This window comes from Pantoea sp. XAF26B01_ASV70 (genome assembly GCF_054512635.1).
Window position 1 is genome coordinate 1,212,612 of the sequence record NZ_CM137251.1, and the last position, 21,547, is coordinate 1,234,158.

A 21,547-nucleotide genomic window follows, 5' to 3' on the forward strand; every position below is an offset into this window, starting at 1 on the left:
TTAACTCACAGTGTTTCGCAACGGCAGGATAAAAATGGGTGGGGAAGGGGAAGTTAAGCAGGGCGCGGCGTTAAGGCTACCGCGCCCCTCAACATCAGGCTGACTTGACGTAATCCAGCACCATGTCGTGGTGATTCGAGGTCTTGAAGTTATCAAACACTTTTTCGATCCTGCCCTCAGCATCTATCAGGAAGCTGATGCGATGAATGCCGTCATAGGTTTTCCCCATAAACGTTTTTTCGCCCCAGACGCCAAACGCCTGGCAGACTTCATGGTTTTCATCGGAGAGCAGGGTAAAGTTCAGCAGCTCTTTTTCGACAAACTTTGACAGTTTTTCCGGTTTGTCGGTGCTGATGCCCAGCACTTCCACGCCCGCTTTTTTCAACTCATCCATGTTGTCACGCAGACCGCACGCCTGCACGGTGCAGCCTGGTGTCATCGCTTTCGGGTAAAAGTACACCAGAACGCGCTGTCCCTGGAAGTCGGTCAGATTCACGTGTTCGCCGTCCTGATCGGGCAGGCTAAATGCGGGTGCAGTATCTCCGGCTTTCAGTGGATTCATTACATCTCTCCATTTTCTTATTCAGGCTGTGGGTAATACACCATCCGGTCAGAAACGGCCAGAGGGAAAATTACCATCAGGGGGTATTTCACCACATAGCCGGTCACCTTTCAGTGGCAGTAATGTGGAGAAATAACTCCGGTTAATTGACCAAAGCTTAGCGTACCGCGCTGACAGATTCGCTGCTGTCGGCATCTGACACACTGTAAAGGCGCAGCGTTCCCTGAGCATTCAGCTCCTGACACAGGGTATTAAACGCCTGCTCAAACGGGGTGCCACTGGTTCGCGTCGGACTGTGAGCGGTCATTTGAATATAGAGCGTAGGGGGCAAATTGTGTTGCGCTGGCGTAATGCGCGACACCAGTTCGGCCACATTCATCTGATGCTTATCGATAAGATCGGTAAAGCGTTCAATAATATGCGGCGAATCAGCCACCTCAACCTGAATGAACGCGGTGTCGGGCATCGGCGGACGGAGCCGGGCATTGGTGCGCTTCATGACGATCAGCAGTTCCAGCTCTGCCCCTTTCAGTGGCAGGGTCGATTCAATCAGCGTGATCGCGTTCCAGCTGCCCGACAGCAGCATGATAAAGGTGAACTCATCCCCAAGCATGGCAAGACGGCTATCTTCAATATTGCAACCGCAGCTGCTGACGTGTCGGGTAATGGTGTTGACGATACCCGGACGGTCAACACCGAGCGCGGTGATCACCAGATGATGGGGCTGAGATTGCGGCAAAATGGCTTTTCCTCTGCTTTCGCTAATAACCATAAGGTAAACATAAAAAAAACTGCTGACAAGCGCGGGAATGGCGTGGCTGGCTTGCTTTTCCCTAAGTGTAAAACGTACCATGAAGCACTTGTTTGTCGAGGGGATCGCCAATGTTTACGGGAAGTATTGTTGCACTCGTTACGCCAATGGATGACAGCGGTAATGTCTGCCGGTCGAGTCTGAAAAAACTGATTGATTATCACGTCGCCAGCGGCACCGCGGCGATCGTATCCGTCGGCACCACAGGCGAATCTGCTACCCTGAGCCATGAAGAACATGGTGATGTGGTGATGCTGACCCTGGAGCTGGCCGATGGCCGTATTCCGGTGATTGCCGGAACCGGGGCAAACGCCACCGCTGAAGGCATCTCTCTGACTAAGCGTTTTGAAAATTCCGGCGTTGTGGGTTGCCTGACCGTGACCCCGTATTACAACCGTCCGACGCAGGAAGGGCTGTTCCAGCACTTTAAAGCGATTGCGAATAGCACCAGCCTGCCACAGATGCTGTATAACGTTCCCTCGCGTACCGGTTGTGACATGCTGCCGGAAACCGTTGCCCGCCTGGCCGAAATCAAAAATATTATCGGAATCAAAGAGGCAACCGGGAACTTATCGCGGGTTAGTCAGATCCAAGAGCTGGTTAATGAAGATTTCATTCTGGTGAGTGGCGATGACGCGACTGCGCTGGACTTTATGCAACTGGGCGGCAAAGGCGTTATTTCGGTGACGGCCAACGTGGCTGCGCGCGAAATGGTCGAACTGTGTCAACTCGCACAGCAGGGCAATTTCGTCGAGGCACGCCGCCTGAATCAGCGTCTGATGCATCTGCACCAGACGCTTTTCTGTGAACCCAATCCTATCCCGGTGAAATGGGCTGCGAAACAGCTAGGATTAATCGCTAACGACACGCTGCGTCTGCCAATGACGCCACTGACTGCAGCCGGCCAGCCGAAAGTGGAGCAGGCGCTGGTGAAAGCGGGTTTGCGATAATTTAGGGAGTTTGAATGAATTACTCAGTAAAGCGGTCAACAGTAGCCACAGTGGTGGGGCTTTCTACCCTGATGCTGTTGTCGGCCTGTTCAAGCGATCAGCGTTATAAGCGCCAGGTCAGCGGTGACGAATCTTATCTTGAAGCCAGTCAGTTAAATGAACTGAAAGCGCCTGCCGGAATGATCCTGCCGGTGCAGCGTGGTGATTTCGACGTGCCGCGCACGACCAGTCAGGCACCCACCGGCAAGCAGCTCGACATCCGTCCGCCAGCCCAGCCGCTGGCGCTGATGAACGGCACCCGCGCACAGTTCAGCAACAATACCGGCGCGCTGATGATTGATAACAGCCGCGGCTCAGTCTGGTCGCAGGTCGTCAACGTGGTGCAGTCTTACAAATTCCCGATTGCCTCACGTAATGACGCAGGGCAGCAGCTGACGACGGACTGGGTGCAGTGGAACCGTGCTGATGAAGATCAGCAGTATCGTGGCCGCTACCAGATCAGCGTGCAGTCGCAGAGCTATCAGCAGCAGTTAACCGTTCGTCTGCTGGAGCTGCAGCAGGATGGTAAAACCATTACCTCACCTGTGCAGATCCAGCGTTACACCGCGCAGATGCTGAATGACATCAGCACCGGTATGGACAAGATTGATACGGCGAGTGAAAACGCGGCCTCTGGTCGGGTGAATGGGGCCATTGATGTGCAGAGCGGTGCAGATGATACCGGCCTGCCACTGCTGATCCTGCGTACGCCATACAACGTGGCATGGCAGCGTCTGCCTGATGCAATGAAACGCGTCGGGATGGAAGTGACCGACACGACCCGCTCAACTGGCAGCATGAAGGTGACCTACAAGTCACTGAGCAGCAGCGACTGGGATTCAGTCGGTGCGAAAGATCCGGAATTACCAAACGGTGATTACAAAGTGCAGGTCGGCGATCTCGACAACCGCACCAGTCTGCAATTCATCGACCCGAAAGGGCATGTGCTGACCCAGTCGCAGAACGATGCGCTGGTGGCCGTGTTCCAGGCGGCGCTGAACAAATAAAGTTGCCCAAGGCCGGAGATTCTCCGGCCTTTTTATTTTGTTTTTGGCATAATAGCGCGCGGCGAAGTAAACGATTGCGTCAAGGCAATCGCCGCAGCGGCACTGGCCGCTGAACACCCGTTATTTCAAGTCTGGAGTGAACAAGATGCAAAAGCGAGCTGAGTTGTATCGCGGTAAAGCGAAAACCGTATACAGCACCGATAACCCGGATCTGCTGATACTCGAATTCCGCAACGATACGTCAGCAGGTGATGGCGCCCGAATCGAGCAATTTGATCGCAAGGGAATGGTTAACAACAAGTTTAACCATTTTATCATGACTAAATTGCAGGAAGCGGGTATCCCGACCCAGATGGAAGCGCTGCTGTCAGATACTGAAGCGCTGGTGAAGAAGCTGGAGATGGTGCCGGTAGAGTGCGTGGTACGTAACCGCGCCGCAGGCTCGCTGGTAAAACGTCTGGGCGTGGAAGAGGGCATTGTGCTCAATCCGCCGCTGTTTGATCTTTTCCTGAAAGATGATGCAAAGCATGACCCGATGGTCAATGAATCCTACTGCGAAACCTTTGGCTGGGTCAGCAAACAGAACCTGGCGCGGATGCAGGAGCTGACCTTTAAAGCCAACGAGGTGCTGAGCAAACTGTTCGACGATGCGGGTCTGATTCTGGTCGACTTCAAACTGGAGTTTGGTCTGTTTAACGGCGAAGTGACGCTGGGCGATGAGTTTTCGCCAGACGGTGCGCGCCTGTGGGACAAAGAGACGCTGGATAAAATGGATAAAGACCGTTTCCGCCAGAGCCTCGGCGGCGTGGTGGAAGCCTATGAAGCGGTTGCACAGCGGCTGGGCGTGAAGCTCGACTGAGTTTGCCTGCCGCGCAGAAAGAAAAAGGAGAGCCCCGGCTCTCCTTTTTTCATTTCAGGGTAAAGCTGGTGATTGCTGCCTCACACAACTAAAATCATGCCATCTGAAAAAATGACTGAGGGAATACAGCATGCGCTGGCAAGGGCGTCGCGAAAGCGACAATGTAGAAGACCGTCGCGATCAATCGTCCGGTTTAGGCGGCGGAGGCCGCCAGATTCGTCTGCCGCGCGGTAAAGGCGGTATTGTGCTGCTGATTGTCGTGGCCATCGCGGGTTATTACGGTTACGACCTGACCGCACTGCTGACAGGCGGCGAAGTTGCACCGACCAGCCAGCAGCAACAGCGCAGCGTCAGCGCCAATGATGATGAGGCTGCGAAATTTACGAAGGTGATCCTGGCCACCACGGAAGACACCTGGGGCAAACTGTTCCAGCAGATGAACAAACAGTATGTGGCACCGAAGCTGGTGATGTATCGCGGCGCAACCCGCACCGGCTGTGGTACCGGACAGTCAGTCATGGGGCCGTTCTACTGTCCTGCCGATCAGACCGTCTACATCGACCTCTCTTTTTATGACGAGATGAAAACCAAACTTGGCGCGGACGGTGACTTCGCCCAGGGCTACGTCGTCGCGCATGAAGTTGGCCACCATGTCCAGAAACTACTGGGTATTGAACCGAAAGTGCGTGAGATGCAGCAGGGTGCCAGCCAGACGCAGGTCAATCAGCTCTCCGTCAAAATGGAACTGCAGGCGGACTGTTTTGCCGGTGTCTGGGGACACTATATGCAGCAGGAAAACATCCTGGAAGCGGGCGATCTGCAGGAAGCGCTGAATGCCGCCGAGGCAATTGGCGATGACCGCCTGCAGCAGAAAGGTCAGGGCCGCGTAGTGCCGGACAGCTTCACCCACGGCACGTCTGAGCAGCGCTATACCTGGTTCAAGCGCGGGTTTGATGGTGGCAATCCAGGACAGTGCAACACCTTCGCCAGCAACTAATGAGTCTGCAGCCTCTTACGCAGCTTATGCAGCAGGCCGGTGTGCGTCGTCTGGCGGTGATCAGCGGCGACCCGGCCTGGTGTTTACTACGGGCTGCGGCGTGGCGTGAAACGCTGACCGGCGACTGGCTGGCGTTGAGCCCGGAACCGCTGTTCTCTGCTTCGGATAAAGGGCCGGGTCAGTATAAAACGCCGGTCCTGCACAAACAGCCTGCTGCGGTGCGCACGCTGCTTGGCCGTGAATTTCGTCATGCTCTGTTTGACGCCCGTCAGGGCTTTCATGCCGACGCTTTCGCTGCGCTGGCTGGCACGCTCACCGCCGGTAGCTGGCTGTTACTGCTGGTGCCGCCCTGGGAACAGTGGGCGCAGCAGCCTGACAGCGACAGCCTGCGCTGGGCCGATGTCGCTGAACCCATCGCCACCCCTTATTTTGTTCACCACCTGCAACAGCTGATATTAGCGGATGACCAGGTGCTGCTGGAGCGGCAGCATCAGCCATGCCGGTTTCCGGCGCAGCCGGACTGGCCGCAGTGGCACTGTCAGGCACCGCAGCAGCAGCAGGCGATACTCGATCAGCTGATGAGGCTGCCATCGGGGGTTGCCGTGCTGACCGCGCCCCGCGGACGCGGTAAATCGGCGCTGGCGGGTATGCTGGCGCGATTGAACGGGCATTGTCTGGTGACGGCTCCGGCCAAAGCCTCAACGGAGGTGCTGAGCACCTTCGCCGCTGATGCTTTTCACTTTATGGCACCCGATGCGCTGCTGGCGCTGGAGACGCCACCGCAGGCGGAATGGCTGATTGTGGATGAAGCGGCGGCGATCCCGGCACCGCTGCTTCAGGCGCTGGTCAGTCGATATCCTCGCGTATTGCTCACCACCACCGTACAGGGCTACGAAGGAAGCGGGCGCGGGTTTATCCTTAAGTTCTGCGCCGGGCTTCCTGATGCACACTATTTTACGCTCGATGAGCCGCTGCGCTGGTCGCGTTTCGATCCGCTGGAGCAGTGGCTGAACCAGGCGCTGCTGTTTGACGATGCCGACGCGACCGCACCCGATTCTCCTGTAACGCCTCATCGTGTTGAGCGCCACGATTTCAGCGCGCTGGAGGCCGCGTATCGTCTGCTGACCAGTGCGCATTATCGTACCTCACCGCTTGATCTGCGCCGCCTGCTGGATGCTCCGGGCATGCAGCTGTGGCGGGCAGGCGACGCGTCGGCGTTACAGGGCGCGCTCTGGCTGGTGGAAGAGGGCGGTCTTGAACCTGCACTGGCACAGGCGGTCTGGGCGGGCACCCGGCGACCTCGCGGGAATCTGGTGGCACAGTCGCTGGCAGCCCACGCTGGTCTGGCAGAGGCGGCGACATTGCGCTCGCTGCGCATCAGCCGTATTGCCGTGGCGGCGGAGCTGCGTCGTCTGGGAACCGGACAGCAGCTGGTTGCGGCAGCGGCCAGTGCGGCCGTCGGATATGACTACCTCTCCGTCAGCTTCGGCTACACTGAATCTCTCTGGGCGTTCTGGCGCGCCTGTGGCTTTAGCCTGGTGCGGATTGGCAGTCAACGCGAAGCCAGCAGCGGCTGCTACGCGGCGATGGCCATGTTGCCCTGTTCTGCTGCGGGTGAGGCATTGCAGCACCGCGCGGCAGAACAGCTGGCGCGAGACTGGCCGCTGTTGCGCCAGCATATCGCACTAGAACTGCAGTTTGATCAGGTTACTGACGACGGATTGACCGCGCAGGATATTCGTCTGGCGGCGGGTTTTGCCTGGGCGCAGCGGCCACTGGAAGCGAGCCTGCCGGTGTTGCAGCGTCTGGTGCAGGCCAGTTCAGCCTCTGTACCGCTGCTGGCCGCGGCGGTGGCCACACCCACAGCCCTGGGCGAACTGGCCCAGCAGGCGGGAGTAAGTGGGCGCAAAGCGCTAGTCGCAGCGCTGCGTCAGCAGGCGGCAGCGGCCCTCCAGACACTGGGCGTTGATGCAGCCTTGCTGCACCTGCCGTTGAAATAATTCGACCAGCTGGTTCAAATTATCCTCATATGATTTTATGCCAGGCGGAGTAGAGTGAACACAGGAGGTCAACATGACACTGAAATATGTAATCGTTCAACAGCCTGCCACCACAGCACAGCTGTTTCTGCTCTACCATGGCGTTGGCGATAACCCGGATTCAATGGGCGAGATTGGCAACTGGTTTGCCCGAACGTTTCCCGACGCGCTGGTGGTGTCCGTCGGCTCGCCTGGTGCGAGTCGTCAGTGGTTCGGCGAAACCGACCTGCACGATCAGACCGTCCAGCAGCGGGTTGATGCGGCCATGCCGCAGTTTGTTGGGTCTGTGCGTCACTGGCAAAAAAAGAGCAGCGTGCGGCCGGAAGCGACAGCCTTAATTGGCTTTTCGCAGGGCGGCAGTATGGTGCTGGAAGGGGTTAAGGCGCATCCGGATCTGGCGGGCCGCGCGGTGGTATTTAATGGCCGGTTTATTACCCTGCCGGAGAAGGCCAGTACCCGCACCACCATCCACCTGATCCACGGTGATTATGATGAGCAGGTCCCGCTGCACCATGCGCAGCAGGCGGAGCATCGGCTGACCGCCTGCGGTGGCGACGTTACCCTGGATATCGTTGACGATCTGGAGCACGCCATCGATCACCGCAGCATGGAGCTGGCGCTGAATCATCTGCGTTATACGGTGCCAAAACGCTACTTTGATGAGGCGTTAAGCGGCGCAAAACCGGGTGACGATGATGTTATCGTGATGATGTAAAAAGCCCCTGCGCAAGCTCGATCTTAACGCTGATGAGAGCTGACTTTGTGAAGAACCATAAAAAAGCCCCTGCATAGCAGGGGCTTTTTCGTTTACTTCTTCTTCGGCCAGTTGTCGTCGTCATCCCATTTATCGTTGAAATCACGATGCGGCGGCAGGTCAGGTTTGTTATCCATAAATTTTTTATGATCGATGCGTTTCAGATCTTTATAAACGTTCATCAGCACGCCAACCATCAGCAGGATCACCAGGATCCACCAGTAATCTTTAATAAATTCCATTTGCTGCTCCTTAAAACCGCCGTCAGGCGATCAGTTGTTCCATGATGCGTTGGTACATCCGGCTCAGCATCTGCAGGTCGGAGGCTTTCACACACTCATTGATTTTATGAATGGTGGCATTCACTGGCCCCAGTTCCACCACCTGTGCACCCATCCGGGCAATAAAGCGGCCATCGGAGGTTCCGCCCGTGGTCAGCAGCTGCGGCTTAATTTCATTATAGTGCGCTACAGCTTTCACGACGGCATCAACCAGCTTACCGCGCGTGGTCAGGAAGGGCTGGCCAGAGAGTTTCCACTCAATGGTGTAACGCAACTGGTGACGATCCAGCAGCTCTGCGACCCGCTGACGAATCATCTCATCGGTGAGTTCGGTGCTGAAGCGGAAGTTAAACTGCACAAACAGCTCGCCGGGGATCACATTGTTACTGCCGGTGCCCGCCTGGACGTTGGCAATCTGCATGCTGGTCGCCGGAAAGAACTCATTCCCCTGATCCCACTCGGTCGCGACCAGCTCGTTCAGCGCGGGCATCGCCCGGTGAACCGGGTTATCCGCCAGATGCGGATAGGCGACGTGGCCCTGAACGCCATGCACCATCAGGTTAGCGGTGATTGAGCCGCGACGGCCATTTTTCACCACATCACCCACCACTTCTGTGCTGGAGGGCTCGCCGACCAGGCAATAGTCGAGCCGTTCGCGGCGCGCCATCAGCCGCTCAACCACTTTAACCGTGCCGTTGGCCCCGCTGGCCTCTTCATCAGAGGTAATCATAAAGGCGAGTCGCCCTCGGTGATTGGGACGCACCGCAACAAAACGTTCGGCAGCCACCACCATTGCCGCCAGCGATCCTTTCATGTCGGCCGCGCCGCGGCCAAACAGCATGCCGTCGCGGATGGTGGGTTCAAATGGCGGATTAATCCAGCGGCTGGCATCGCCAGGCGGCACCACATCGGTGTGACCGGCAAACGCCAGCGTTTCACCTTCGCCACGGGTGGCCCAGAAATTCAGGGTGTCGTCGATGTTCATCGTTTCAATCTTAAAGCCAATGGCTTCAAGACGGGCGATCAGCAGAGCCTGACATCCGGCATCATCGGGGCTGAGAGAGGGGCGACGAATAAGCTGCTGCGTCAGCTCAATGACCGGGCAAAACATATTATGACTTCTCCTGGATAGCATTCTGATAGGTGGCTTCGCTGAAACCGGCGAGCAGGGAGCCATCCGGGGCGCGCAACAGCGGACGCTTAATCATGGCGGGATGCGCCAGCATCAGCGCTTTGGCGCTGCTGGCATCGGTAACCGCGTCGCGATCACTCTCAGGCAATTTACGCCAGGTGGTGCCCCGGGTGTTAAGCAGAGCCTGATAACCCAGTGCATCGATAAACTCCTGCAGCAGGACATCGTTCAGGCCATCCGCACGGTAGTCGTGGAAGTGATAGTCAACGCCTGCGTCTGTTAAAAAGCGCCGGGCTTTTTTTATGGTGTCGCAATTTTTAATCCCGAACATCACCCACTGCGTGCTCATTGCCCGATCCTTATTGTCCTGTGAGAAGTGAAAGCTGAAAAAAGCAGCCAAAGTGCGAGTTTACCATAGTGTGATCCGTTGCGGCATCTGCACAGGCGCGGGAATCGGGCCACAGACTACGGCAGCAAGGTCATCGTCTGGCATCGGGTAAACGCTATCAATTTCGCAGCTAACCATTACTCTGCTTATCAATAAGAGCTTAGGAATTTCGCCATGTTGATAAAATAGTCTACCGCTGGGTTTAAAATAAATTATTTTCAACGGGGTTAAGGAGTTGCTGAAGTGTGCGTCAGCTTGCAAAACCAGCAACATTCATGTTTTTATGGCGTATGCCGATAGATATAACAGGTGTAAACGTATTCACCTGTATAAAAAAAGAGCGTAACATTGCCAGCACAATAAGAGAGGGCATTATGATTGACACCGAAATGGGAACCTGGAAAGAATTTATCGAAGCGATGTTACGCAACAAGTAACGCGCGAAGAAAAAAGCAGGTTAATCCCGCTTGCTGGAATTCTTACCACACACAGAAATAAGGCGGCCACTGATATCAGTGACCGCTTTTTATTTGCGCCTCTACTTAGTCGAGCGGCTTCTCTTTGAGCGGGAAGCGGCGGCGTACCAGTACAAAGAACAGTGGCACAAAAAAGATCGCCAGCAGTGTGGCAGAGATCATTCCGCCCATCACACCGGTTCCCACGGCATGCTGGCTGCCGGAGCCCGCTCCGCTGCTGATCGCCATGGGCAGTACACCAAAGATAAAGGCCAGCGAGGTCATCAGAATCGGCCGCAGGCGCTGACGCGATGCCTCCAGCGTAGATTCCACCAGCTCGCGTCCCCGGCTGTTGATCTCATTAGCAAATTCTACAATCAGGATGGCGTTTTTGGCGGATAACCCCACTACCGTCAGCAGGCCAACCTGGAAATAGACGTCATTTTCCAGCCCACGCATCCAGGTGGCGATTAGCGCGCCGACCACGCCCAGCGGCACCACCAGCATCACCGAGAACGGGATCGACCAGCTTTCATACAGCGCGGCCAGGCAGAGAAAGACCACCAGCAGCGAAATCGCATAAAGTGCCGGCGCCTGCGAACCGGAGAGCCGCTCCTGATAAGAGGCACCGGTCCACTGGAACCCGACGCCCAGGGGCAGGGCATTAACCAGTTTTTCCATCTCATCCATCGCCGTGCCGCTGCTGACGCCACTGGCCGCTTCGCCGACAATCTCCAGCGATGAATAGCCGTTGTAGCGTTCAAGACGCGGGGAACCGGTCTCCCAGCGGCTGGTGGCAAACGCGGAGAAGGGCACCATTTTGCCGCTGCTATTTCGCACGTACCATTTGTTGATGTCGTCTGGCAGCATGCGGAATTCAGCGGCAGCCTGCACATAGACCTTCTTCACCCGGCCACGATCCAGGAAGTCATTCACGTAGCTGGAACCCCACGCGGTGGTCAGGGTGTCGTTGATGGTATCCAGCGACACGCCCAGCGCCTGCGCTTTACGTGCATCAACATCGATCTGCAGCTGCGGGCTGTCATCCAGTCCATTGTGCCGTACCCGCGACAGCGCGTTGTCATTGCCCGCCATCTCCAGCAGTTTGTCACGCATCGCCATCAGTTGGGTATGACCGACGCCCGCGTGATCCTGCAGTTGCAGGTCAAAGCCGGAGCTGCTGCCCATGCCGGTGATGGCTGGCGGGCTGCTGGCAATCACCCGACCCTCTTTGATCTTCTGGAATGCCTTCGTCGCGCGCTCGATAATCGCGAACGAGGTGCGATCGGCACCGGGCCGCGCTTCCCAGTCTTTCAGCCGCACAAACAGACGCGCCACGTTTTGTCCATTGCCGCCCGGACCTGCGCCGATGGTGGAGAAGACCGACAGCACATTGGCCTTCTCCTCGGTGAGATAATAGTTTTCAACTTTGGCGACGACGCTGGCAGTTTGCTCAAGCGTCGCGCCTGCCGGAAGCTGAACCTGCGTCAGGAATACGCCGCGATCTTCCAGCGGCAGAAACGACGTCGGCAGACGCAGAAACAGAAAGGCCATCAGGCCGATGATGCCGAGATAGAGCAGCAGCCAGCGACCGCCCTTGCGCAGGATACCCGCGACCCCGCGCTCGTAGCGGTCAGCATTGCGATTAAAGTGACGATTGAACCAGCCGAAGAAGCCGCGACGCTCAGGCTGCTCGCCCTGCGAAACGGGTTTGAGCAGCGTGGCACAGAGCGCCGGTGTCAGGATCATCGCCACCAGCACCGACAGCACCATCGCCGACACAATGGTAATTGAGAACTGACGGTAGATGGCGCCGACGGTGCCGCCGAAAAACGCCATCGGCACAAACACCGCAGAGAGCACCAGCGCGATACCCACCAGCGCGCCCTGAATCTGGCCCATCGATTTTCGGGTGGCGGCACGCGGCGAGAGTCCCTCTTCATGCATGATACGTTCAACGTTTTCCACCACCACGATGGCATCATCCACCAGCAGCCCGATCGCCAGTACCATGGCAAACATGGTCAGGGTATTGATGCTGAACCCGCAGGCATAGAGCACGCTGAAGGTGCCGAACAGTACCACCGGCACTGCAATAGTAGGAATTAAGGTGGCGCGGAAGTTCTGCATAAACAGGTACATCACGCCAAATACCAGCACAATCGCCTCCAGCAGCGTCTTCACCACATCGGTGATTGACGCTTTAACGAAAGGGGAGGTTTCATAGGCAATTTTTGCTTCCAGACCGTGCGGAAAGTAGTGGGACAGCTCCTCAATGCGCGCCCGCACCAGCTTATCGGTGTTCATCTCGTTGGCACCGGATGCCAGCTTCACCCCCAGGCCTGACGCGGGCTGGCCATTGTAACGACTCAGATAATCATACTTCTCAGCGCCCAGCGCCACGCTGGCGACATCGCCCAGCGTCACCACCGAACCATCGGGATTGTTCTTCAGGGTAATCGCCCGGAACTGCTCAGGGGTCTGCAGCATCGACTGGGCGTTGACCGTGGCGTTAAGCGCCTGTTTCTCTACCGACGGCAGGCCACCCACCTGACCCACGGCAACCTGGGTGTTCTGCGACTGGATCGCACTGACCACATCTTCCGTGGTCAGCGAATAGGCGATCAGTTTATTGGGATCGAGCCAGATACGCATCGCATATTGCGAGCCGTAAGCGTCAACCTGGCCGACGCCATCAATACGGCTTAGCGGATCCTGAATATTACTGGCGACATAGTCTGAAATATCCTGCTTATCCATGCTGCCGTCGGTTGAAACGAATGCCACCATCAGAATATTACTGTCACCGGTTTTATTGACGGTCACACCCTGCGACTGCACCGCCTGTGGCAATTTGCGCAGTGCGGATTGCAGCTGGTTCTGTACCTGCTGACGGGCTTCATCGGGATTGGTCCCGGCGGTAAAGGTGAGGGTGATCTGTGCCTGGCCGGTGTTGCTGCTGTTAGAGGACATGTACATCAGATTATCGATGCCGGTCATGTTCTGCTCGATCACCTGGGTAACGGTGTTTTCCAGCGTCTGGGCGGATGCGCCCGGATAGTTAGCGGTGATGCGCACGTTGGGCGGTGCCAGATCGGGGTACTGTTCAATAGGCAGCGAAATAATCGAAAGCGTGCCACACAGGCACAGCAGAATCGCCAGAACCCAGGCAAAGATAGGGCGGTCGATAAAGAAATTCGACATTAAATCGACACTCCTCACTACTTTTATCGTTGGTCAGGCCCACCAGCAACGGGCGCTCTGGCAGGAAACTCGGCGGGTCTTTGCCATGATTCTCCGCCGCCGTTTACTCTACGTGCGGCAGCGGGGGAAATCGTGGAGAAATTGAGGAGAAAATGTAAATTCGTTGGCTATTTGCGGCTTTCAAGCCACATCACCGTGGCGGCGACGCGTGAGCGGACATCCAGTTTCCGCAGCAGGTTACGAATGTGCACTTTTACCGTCTCTTCAGAGATATGCAGAATAGCGGCAACCTCTTTATTCGACAGGCCACGCGCCACTTCCTGCAGCACATCCCGTTCGCGCTCTGTGAGCTGACGCAGAGGATCGGCACTGTGCTGGCGATTAGCCAGATAGCGGGTGACGCCCTCGCTGAAGACCTTTTCGCCCCGCGATGCCTGCAGGATATGCGCCAGCAGGACCTCCGGCTCGCTGTCCTTGAGCAGATAGCCGTCAGCACCGGCATCCACCATGGCAAAAATATCGCTGCGGGCGTCAGAAACGGTCAGCACCAGAATGCGCGAACTGATCCCTTCATGGCGCAGCGCCTTCAGCGTATCCAGTCCGGACATGCCTTTCATATTCAGGTCGAGCAGAATGATGTCCGGTTCCTGATGGCGGGCCTCCGCCAGCGCTTCAGTGCCGTTGCTGGCTTCGGCGATCACCTCCAGCCGGGGATCCAGCGCCAGCAGCTGACGGACACCGCGGCGCATCAGCGGGTGGTCATCCACAATCATCAATGTTAATGCGGGCTGTTGCATATTTTCTCCGTTTCATAGGTTTCAGACTGCGGCAGATCAGACGGTATTGTTCAGGGACAACACCCTGTTCTGTATCGAATAGCCCGCGGTCGCAAACCGATAGATTATTTTAATGAATTAAGATTAGGTCTGGCCTGCTATTCCAGCGGGCGCGCCGGTTGCGGTGGAAAGCGCAACTCCACCCTGGTACCCCGTGGCTGTGCGTGGAGGGTCAGATGGCCGCTCAGGCGCTGAGCGCGCTCCGCCATAATAGTCAGGCCGTAATGGCCCGGCGGTTCCTCAGTGCTGTTCATCCCCACGCCATCATCCGTAATCGTCAGTAAGTGCTCACCTTTTTCACTGTGCTGATAATCCACCCGGATAACCTGCGCACTGGCGTGACGAATCGCATTCAGCAGCGCCTCACGGACGATCTGCAACACGTGCACCTGCTGTTGTGCTTCCAGACTCTGCAGGCCGGTCTGATAGTTAAAGTGTATCTCTGCGCTGCTCTTCTCCTGCAGCGAGGCGATCATCGCCTGCATGGCCGCCACCAGATCCGCCTGCTCAATGGTCAGACGGAAGGTGGTCAGCAGCTCACGCAGCTGACGATAGGCCTCGGCCAGCGCCTGATCGAAGTCCGCGATAATGGTATGGGCGGCGCTATCGTCTTTATCAACGGCGCGGCGCAGCAGGGTCAGCTGAATGCGTAAAAACGAGAGCGACTGCGCCAGCGAGTCATGTAATTCCCGGGCAATGGTCGTGCGCTCTTCAATCAGCAGCATCTGCTGATACTGCTGCTGTGCCTGCCAGATCCAGATAGCCCGTCTCAGCATCGCCGCCAGGCTGCGCATCAGTTCATCCGGAGGCGAGGCACCAGCTGTCTGCCAGCGCAGCTCGCCAATCTGCTGCTCGTCCTGCTGTAACGGCAGACGTTGCCACTGACCGGCTGCCTGATCATCACCGGCGCGAAACTGAAACTGGTCGCTGTCGAGCCGGATCGCCGTCAGTTTCTCGCGCGTCAGTACATTGGTTAACACGGCTTCAAACAGTGCCGGATGCAGCGGGCTGGCGGTCAGCATTTGTGAGCTGTCATAGAGTAGCGACAGCGTGCGATTCGCCTGGGTTAAATCTTCTGTTTTGGCGCGCACCGTGCTTTCCAGCAGCTGGTAGTGCGAATGCAGCCGTGCCGCCATGCCGCTGAAGGCATGCGACAGCACCCGCAGTTCATTCTGCTGCTCAACGTGCAGCGGCGGAAAAGCAAAGTTGCCGCTCTCTACGTAGCGACTGGCGGTGACCAGCGCATTAAGCGGGCGCACCACCTGCAGTCGGGTAAAGCGAATCGTCATCAGTGCCAGCGCCACAATCGCAATGACCCCCACAAGGCTGCTGGCGGCCACCAGATGCATTTTCAACTCGGTATAGCGTTGCAGACCCAGCACAAAGCGATCGATTTCACCGACGTAGATCGGCACCTGCTGCTGATAAGCCACGGTATCGCCCTGTTGCAACTGCTGCTGCAGCGAGGGCCAGGCGGCACGCAGCCGTTGATAGCGAACACTTACTTCACGGGGTACCCAGGGCCGATCAAGTTTCTGCAGCACCGGGGCATCCAGCGTTTGCTGATAGCGCGCCAGATGATGAGCCAGATTTTGCGGCTGACGGCTGGCATCCCAGGCCATGCGATAGCTCTGCATGCGCAGTGAACCCGCCAGATTGATCGCCTCCGCGTCGCGCTGGCTGCTCAGGAGCGTGACTAATGCCAGACCGGTGGTGAGCAGCGACAGCAGGACAATGGCGCTGAGCGCCTGAGCGATGCTTTGAGTTACGGAACGTTTAACAATCACATGAATGGCCCTGTTGAGAGTGCGGGAATTATAAGAGCGCATTAACGTAACGCAAATGATCCATTCCCTGTTTATCGCACAGGACGTTACACATCGCACATAAAATGACCGCAACTGACAGTTCCCAGGACGTGCTGCTGTTCAACGCTTAAAAAAGGAACAGGTTTACATCGTCCCGATGTTGCTTTTCATTGCAGCGCTAATAATTCATCCAGTCATCAACTCAACCCCGATCACAGATTAAGGAGCATCCAATGAAAAAGCTGAATGCTGTCCTGGCGGGCGCATTACTGGCTACCGCCTCATTTGCCACTTTCGCCGCCGCGCCGGTCGATCAGTCGCAGGCGCAGAGTATGCAGAGCATCGGTAGCGTTTCGGTTTCCGGTGTTCGCGGCTCGCTGGACGATGCGAATCGCCAGCTGTCGCAAAAAGCGGAAGAGATGGGCGCCAGCCATTACCGCGTTATCGGTGTCGATAACCCAGGCGACTCCAGCCTGTGGAGCGGCACCGCAGAGATTTATCGCTAACCCAACCCTCCTGTTTCCATCCCTGTAGCTTTTACCGGCCTGAAAATGGCCGGTTTTTTTGTTTTTGTGCATCAGGATGGATTCTTACAAATCAGCCTGTGCATCTGCCCGGTATATTTTGCTTCGTTCTTGCAGAACGGGTAGGATTCATCGCCGTAAATTCCCGCGCTGCCTGGCACTCACTCACAGGCAAACGCACAGAGGAAAATACCCCATTTCACAGGGCATTACGCCTGAAATGGGGGCGACGACTGATAGTCAGGACAAACAGGAATGCTATGAAATCTAAAAACAAAACCCCAGGCGAGATGCGCGCTGCGAAACGACGCTGGCTCAACTCTCATGACGCCGGCTACCAGAAGGCGATGGGTAACCGTCACGTACAGATGATTGCGATCGGCGGTGCCATCGGTACCGGTTTGTTCCTGGGCGCAGGTGGCCGTTTGCAGGCTGCTGGCCCCGCCTTAGCCATCATCTATCTGGTGTGTGGCATCTTCTCCTTCTTTATTCTGCGTGCGCTGGGCGAACTGGTGTTACACCGTCCCAGCAGCGGCAGCTTCGTCTCCTACGCCCGTGAATTCCTGGGTGAGAAAGCCTCCTACGTGGCGGGCTGGATGTACTTCGTCAACTGGGCAATGACCGGCATCGTCGATATCACCGCCGTCGCGCTCTACATGCACTACTGGGGCGCATTTGGTGATGTGCCACAGTGGGTGTTCGCCCTGGGCGCGCTGGCGATTGTCGGCACCATGAACATGATCGGCGTAAAGTGGTTTGCCGAGATGGAGTTCTGGTTCGCGCTGGTGAAAGTGCTGGCAATTGTGATCTTCCTGGTGGTGGGCGTGGTGTTCCTTGGCACCGGCAAACCGCTGGATGGCAACAGCACCGGCTTCCATCTGATCACCGATAACGGTGGCATGTTCCCGCACGGCTTACTGCCTGCGCTGGTGCTGATTCAGGGTGTGGTGTTCGCCTTTGCCTCTATCGAACTGGTAGGTACGGCGGCCGGCGAATGTAAAGACCCGAAAACCATGCTGCCGAAAGCGATCAACAGCGTGATCTGGCGTATCGGCCTGTTCTACGTTGGCTCCGTGGTCCTGCTGGTGCTGCTGCTGCCGTGGAACGCCTATCAGGCGGGTCAGAGTCCGTTTGTTACCTTCTTCTCGAAGCTGGGCGTGCCTTACGTTGGCAGCATCATGAATATCGTGGTGCTGAGTGCGGCGCTCTCCAGCCTGAACTCGGGCCTCTACTCAACCGGGCGTATTCTGCGCTCCATGTCGATGGGTGGCTCTGCACCGAAATTCATGTCTAAGATGAACGGTCAGCAGGTGCCTTATGCCGGTATTCTGGTGACCATCGCCGTCTATGTGATTGGTGTGGTGCTTAACTACTATGTGCCTTCTCAGGTGTTTGAGATCGTCCTGAACGTCGCCTCGCTGGGGATTATCTCCTCCTGGGCCTTTATCGTGGTTTGTCAGCTGCGTCTGCGCAAAGCGATTAAAGAGGGCAAGGCGGATGATGTCAGCTTCAAGCTGCCAGGCGCGCCGTTTACCTCATGGCTGACGCTGCTGTTCCTGTTCAGCGTGCTGGTGCTGATGGCGTTTGACTACCCGAACGGGACTTACACCATCGCCTCCATTCCGCTGATCGCGGTATTGCTGGTGCTGGGATGGTTTGGCGTGCGTAAGCGTGTTCACGCCATAGCTGAGACCGAACAGGATCATCACGAAGAGGAGCCTCAGCCGACCCGACTGGCTGACGACACCTCACGCTGATAAGCGCTGCAGCAATCAGGCCAGCCTTCGGGCTGGCTTTTTTTTGGCGTAAACTGCCTCATTCACCGCGAGAATTAAGATAGTTTTCCCGCAAGCTTGCCCCTATGATGAAAGGCTCCCTTTATGCGGTAGCGGAGTCCTCATGTCGTTTAAGATCAACATCATCAAAGATAAGCTCCTGTCCGAAAACTGGTTTGTGCTGCGTAACTACACCTATGAGATCACCGATGGTCGTGGCGAGGTTATCCGCCATAAACGCGAAGTCTACGATCGTGGAAACGGGGCGACCATCCTGCTCTATAACCGCGAAAAGAACAGCGTGGTCCTGACGCGCCAGTTCCGTATCGCCACTTACGTCAACGGTAACGAGGGCGGCATGTTAATTGAAGCCTGTGCCGGCTTGCTGGACGACGACTCTCCGGAAGATTGCATTCGCAAAGAGGCGATTGAAGAGACCGGTTATGCGGTGGGCGAGGTGGAGAAACTTTATGCCTGCTATATGTCGCCGGGCGGCGTCACTGAATTGATCCACTTTTTCGCAGCGGAATATAATGAATCGCTGCGCGACAATGCGGGCGGCGGTGTTGAAGATGAGTCGATCGACGTGCTGGAACTGCCTTTCCCTGATGCACTGGCAATGGTCGCTGATGGCCGCATTCGCGACGGCAAAACCGTCATGCTGTTGCAGCATGCGCAGATTGCTGGCTGGCTGATACCATAAAAAATCATGCAGTTAGCCTGTTGCAGCGTGACAGCGTTGAGCGTGGAAAGTGAAGCATAATCCACTTTTCATGCACGCTTTTTAAGCAGTTAACTGCGCTTTTTGCACAGGTTCACAGAATGGGAACCCTGGCAGGCCCGTTGATGCGCTATCCTCTCCACTCTGGGTATTCGGGGATCGATTTTCTTAATGTCGTATTGGATGAAATCGCTGTGGCTGTTGCCGTCTCTGTGGGTTGCCTGTGTTCAGGCGGAACCGTTGCAAAAGTCATTCAACGACTGGCAAATCACCTGCAACAATGAAGCCTTTTGTGTGGCGCGCAATATTCCGGGCGACAAAGGGTTAGTGATGACGATTTCGCGGCATGCGGGCGTCAACGATCGCCCCTTGCTGCGAATCGACTACGGCAGTGCCTACAGTGGCGCGCTGCCTGGCGGTTCGCTTCAGGATAACCTGCTACTGGATCAGCGCCGTCTGAAACCCGACCTCAAACACTGGACGGTTGAACCGCACCATCTCGCCACCAGCAATGCCATCGCAATTGATGAGTTTCTTGATCTGGTGATGGAGGCGAAAACCCTTCAGCTCACTTTCGATCCCAATGCGCTGATCTCCCTGCGCGGTATGAAGGCCGCGCTGTTGCTGATGGATGACACCCAGGGGCGGGTCAACAGCATGAGCGCATGGGTTAAGCGTGGCGATCGCGCCAGCTGGGATGTTCCGCCGCCGCCTGCGCTGCCGCCATTGCCGCCTGCTGTCGAGCCACCCGCGGCATTGACGCGCGACGAGACCAGCGGATTAATTGATTACGGCACCTGGCGGGTCAATACCGACTCCTGCTCACTCGATCCACTGCGCCGTGAAGTCAGCGTGGCGCCACTCACCGATCAGCGCGCGCTGCTGCTGGTGAGTTGTGAAATGGGGGCTTATAACGTGATCGATCTGGCATTTGAAGTGACGCGCAGCCAGCCGTATGTCGCGCGCGGCATCACCTTAACTCTGCCGTTTACCCCACCAGGTGCCAGTGATCGACAGCTTGAGCTGATTAACGCCGAATATGATGCGGCCAGCGGCCAGCTCTACACTTTTGGTAAAGGACGTGGATTGGGTGACTGTGGCAGTGCCACACGCTGGCAGTTTGATGGCGCGCGTTTTGTGTTAGCGGAGTATGCGGAGGAGTCGACCTGTGACGCCTGGCACAGCAGTGATGACTGGCCAACCCTGTGGGTCAGCCAGTCTGACGGTGGCGTACAGCAGCGTTAACGAATCGCCTGCACCATCATCGGTGAGCCAAGCTGATTACCGACCAGTTCGGCCAGCATATTATTCACGCCGTCGCTCATTGGCGTAAAGCGGGTCAGCGGCGAGCGTGTCACCACCACAAATACCCCTACGTTATGCTGCGGCACCATCGCCATATAGGTGATGAAACCGCCGCCGCCGCCGGTTTTCTGAATAATGCCAGGGCGACCATTTTTCGGCCCCATAAAGACCCAGCCCATCCCCAGCGCATCCGCTTTGCCCGGCACATCCATGCCTTCTACCTTGCTCAGCTGATCGCGACGATAGATCAGCGTCTGCAGTCGATCGATCTGCGGCGTGCGGTGGTTAACCGAAGAGTTAAGGAACTGCTGCATCCAGCGGCCCATATCATCCGGCGTGGAGTAAACGCCGCCGCTGCCAATCGCCGCCAGGGTGTTATTGCACGGACTGGCCCCTTTTTCCGCCACCATCAGGCGTCCGCACTGCTCAGGCGACGGCGTAAACGTCGTGTCCTTCATGCCGAGCGGGCGGGTAATCAGCTGCTGAAACAGCGCCGGATAGGGTTTGCCGGTGGCGCGCGACAGTGCATCACCCAGCAGATCGTAGCCCAGGTTAGAGTAGGCGGCACTGCTGCCTGGCGCCGCTTTGAGGTTAGCGCGCGACAGCCACGCCCAGCGTTCACCACGGGTCGGCCAGACAAATACCGGACGCTGCGCTTTGCCGCCTGGCTGTTCGCGAGGCAGTCCGCTGGTGTGGGTCGAGAGATTGATCAGGCGAATGGGCTGACCATTGTAGGTGGGCACGCGTGAACCCGGCGGCGCATATTTACTCAGGGGATCGTCGAGGCGAATCTGTCCGCGCTCAGCCAGCTTCACCATCACTTCACTGGTCATCAGCTTACTCAGCGAGGCGATGCGAATCAGCGAATCTTTTTGCGGACGGATATTGTTGCCGGGACGGGTTTCACCAAAGCTGGCGAACACCCGCTGATTGCCATCAATCGCCACCAGTGCCATGCCGGTTGCACCGCTGCCGTAAAAGATATGTTCCGCGTAGCGATCAACAATCTGAGAGGCCAGCAGTGGATCGGGCGCGACCTGCGCCATGCTTTTTAATGGAAGCAGTGAAACCATCAGGGCCAGTAAATAGGGTGTGCGCAT

The 21,547-nt window shown here is 56.9% G+C and carries 20 protein-coding genes; 11 read left to right on the forward strand and 9 right to left on the reverse strand.

All coding sequences use genetic code 11. From position 1 onward, the window contains the following. Nucleotides 1-94: 94 nt before the first annotated feature. Both bcp and ACX8ZY_RS05845 read right to left on the reverse strand, forming a co-directional pair. On the reverse strand, nt 95-562 hold the full coding sequence (gene bcp, locus ACX8ZY_RS05840) for a thioredoxin-dependent thiol peroxidase (protein ID WP_010260016.1): 468 nt from the start codon (nt 560-562) through the stop codon (nt 95-97). A 157-nt stretch (nt 563-719) separates the two neighbouring features. Then, complete coding sequence (locus tag ACX8ZY_RS05845) at nt 720-1,301, reverse strand: glycine cleavage system transcriptional repressor (protein WP_010260011.1); 582 nt, start codon at nt 1,299-1,301, stop codon at nt 720-722. Nucleotides 1,302-1,444: 143 nt separating this feature from the next. Between ACX8ZY_RS05845 and dapA the strand changes: the two genes are divergently transcribed. The 6 genes from dapA (at nt 1,445) to ypfH (ending at nt 7,979) form a co-directional block, all read left to right on the forward strand. After that, complete coding sequence (gene dapA, locus ACX8ZY_RS05850; protein ID WP_010260008.1) at nt 1,445-2,323, forward strand: 4-hydroxy-tetrahydrodipicolinate synthase; 879 nt, start codon at nt 1,445-1,447, stop codon at nt 2,321-2,323. A 14-nt stretch (nt 2,324-2,337) separates the two neighbouring features. After that, entirely contained in the window at nt 2,338-3,369 is a 1,032-nt protein-coding gene (gene bamC, locus ACX8ZY_RS05855; protein ID WP_010260005.1) for an outer membrane protein assembly factor BamC, read from the forward strand. A 145-nt stretch (nt 3,370-3,514) separates the two neighbouring features. After that, nucleotides 3,515-4,228 carry a phosphoribosylaminoimidazolesuccinocarboxamide synthase gene (gene purC / locus ACX8ZY_RS05860; RefSeq protein WP_010260002.1) on the forward strand — a complete coding sequence of 238 codons (714 nt, stop codon included), beginning with the start codon at nt 3,515-3,517 and terminating at the stop codon, nt 4,226-4,228. A gap of 130 nt (nt 4,229-4,358) precedes the next feature. Continuing rightward, nucleotides 4,359-5,225 carry a KPN_02809 family neutral zinc metallopeptidase gene (gene ypfJ / locus ACX8ZY_RS05865; RefSeq protein ID WP_010259999.1) on the forward strand — a complete coding sequence of 289 codons (867 nt, stop codon included), beginning with the start codon at nt 4,359-4,361 and terminating at the stop codon, nt 5,223-5,225. Then, nucleotides 5,225-7,225 carry a tRNA(Met) cytidine acetyltransferase TmcA gene (locus ACX8ZY_RS05870; RefSeq protein ID WP_421665271.1) on the forward strand — a complete coding sequence of 667 codons (2,001 nt, stop codon included), beginning with the start codon at nt 5,225-5,227 and terminating at the stop codon, nt 7,223-7,225. The genes ypfJ and ACX8ZY_RS05870 overlap by 1 nt, the downstream gene beginning before the upstream one ends. Before the next feature lie 73 nt (nt 7,226-7,298). Further along, nucleotides 7,299-7,979 carry an esterase gene (gene ypfH / locus ACX8ZY_RS05875; RefSeq protein WP_010259992.1) on the forward strand — a complete coding sequence of 227 codons (681 nt, stop codon included), beginning with the start codon at nt 7,299-7,301 and terminating at the stop codon, nt 7,977-7,979. 92 nt (nt 7,980-8,071) lie between these two features. Here ypfH and ACX8ZY_RS05880 read toward each other — a convergent pair whose 3' ends face one another. From ACX8ZY_RS05880 to ACX8ZY_RS05890, 3 genes are read right to left on the reverse strand one after another with little or no spacing between them, the layout of a single operon-like run. Continuing rightward, nucleotides 8,072-8,260, reverse strand: coding sequence for a YpfN family protein (locus ACX8ZY_RS05880; protein WP_003848800.1), 189 nt, complete (start codon nt 8,258-8,260; stop codon nt 8,072-8,074). A 22-nt stretch (nt 8,261-8,282) separates the two neighbouring features. After that, a complete protein-coding gene (dapE, locus tag ACX8ZY_RS05885) occupies nt 8,283-9,410 on the reverse strand; it encodes a succinyl-diaminopimelate desuccinylase (RefSeq protein WP_010671351.1) in 1,128 nt (375 codons plus the stop codon). A 1-nt stretch (nt 9,411) separates the two neighbouring features. Continuing rightward, nucleotides 9,412-9,780 (reverse strand): ArsC family reductase, encoded by a 369-nt coding sequence (locus ACX8ZY_RS05890; RefSeq protein WP_052271800.1) that lies wholly within the window; start codon nt 9,778-9,780, stop codon nt 9,412-9,414. A 284-nt stretch (nt 9,781-10,064) separates the two neighbouring features. Between ACX8ZY_RS05890 and ACX8ZY_RS05895 the strand changes: the two genes are divergently transcribed. Then, nucleotides 10,065-10,256 carry a hypothetical protein gene (locus ACX8ZY_RS05895; protein WP_010259981.1) on the forward strand — a complete coding sequence of 64 codons (192 nt, stop codon included), beginning with the start codon at nt 10,065-10,067 and terminating at the stop codon, nt 10,254-10,256. Nucleotides 10,257-10,361: 105 nt separating this feature from the next. On the opposite strand, the gene acrD is transcribed toward ACX8ZY_RS05895, so the two are convergent. The 3 genes from acrD to narQ form a co-directional block, all read right to left on the reverse strand. Beyond that, nucleotides 10,362-13,478 (reverse strand): multidrug efflux RND transporter permease AcrD, encoded by a 3,117-nt coding sequence (gene acrD / locus ACX8ZY_RS05900; RefSeq protein ID WP_033758593.1) that lies wholly within the window; start codon nt 13,476-13,478, stop codon nt 10,362-10,364. Between the two features lie 167 nt (nt 13,479-13,645). Further along, nucleotides 13,646-14,275, reverse strand: a complete 630-nt coding sequence (narL, locus tag ACX8ZY_RS05905) for a two-component system response regulator NarL (protein ID WP_010259976.1) — start codon at nt 14,273-14,275, stop codon at nt 13,646-13,648. A 137-nt stretch (nt 14,276-14,412) separates the two neighbouring features. Then, nucleotides 14,413-16,101: a nitrate/nitrite two-component system sensor histidine kinase NarQ gene (narQ, locus tag ACX8ZY_RS05910; RefSeq protein WP_459260739.1), complete on the reverse strand. Its 1,689-nt coding sequence runs from the start codon at nt 16,099-16,101 to the stop codon at nt 14,413-14,415. Nucleotides 16,102-16,355: 254 nt separating this feature from the next. Between narQ and ACX8ZY_RS05915 the strand changes: the two genes are divergently transcribed. From ACX8ZY_RS05915 to ACX8ZY_RS05930, 4 genes are all read left to right on the forward strand, one after another. Then, nucleotides 16,356-16,628: a YdgH/BhsA/McbA family protein gene (locus ACX8ZY_RS05915; protein WP_010671356.1), complete on the forward strand. Its 273-nt coding sequence runs from the start codon at nt 16,356-16,358 to the stop codon at nt 16,626-16,628. A gap of 278 nt (nt 16,629-16,906) precedes the next feature. After that, nucleotides 16,907-18,403, forward strand: coding sequence for an L-asparagine permease (ansP, locus tag ACX8ZY_RS05920; RefSeq protein ID WP_010259970.1), 1,497 nt, complete (start codon nt 16,907-16,909; stop codon nt 18,401-18,403). A 142-nt stretch (nt 18,404-18,545) separates the two neighbouring features. Beyond that, the gene (gene nudK, locus ACX8ZY_RS05925) at nt 18,546-19,124 is read left to right on the forward strand and encodes a GDP-mannose pyrophosphatase NudK (RefSeq protein ID WP_031592577.1); all 579 of its coding nucleotides are present in this window, start codon (nt 18,546-18,548) and stop codon (nt 19,122-19,124) included. 189 nt (nt 19,125-19,313) lie between these two features. Then, complete coding sequence (locus tag ACX8ZY_RS05930; protein ID WP_033772384.1) at nt 19,314-20,387, forward strand: DUF1176 domain-containing protein; 1,074 nt, start codon at nt 19,314-19,316, stop codon at nt 20,385-20,387. Here ACX8ZY_RS05930 and ampH read toward each other — a convergent pair. Further along, a complete protein-coding gene (gene ampH, locus ACX8ZY_RS05935) occupies nt 20,384-21,547 on the reverse strand; it encodes a D-alanyl-D-alanine-carboxypeptidase/endopeptidase AmpH (RefSeq protein ID WP_033772869.1) in 1,164 nt (387 codons plus the stop codon). The genes ACX8ZY_RS05930 and ampH overlap by 4 nt on opposite strands.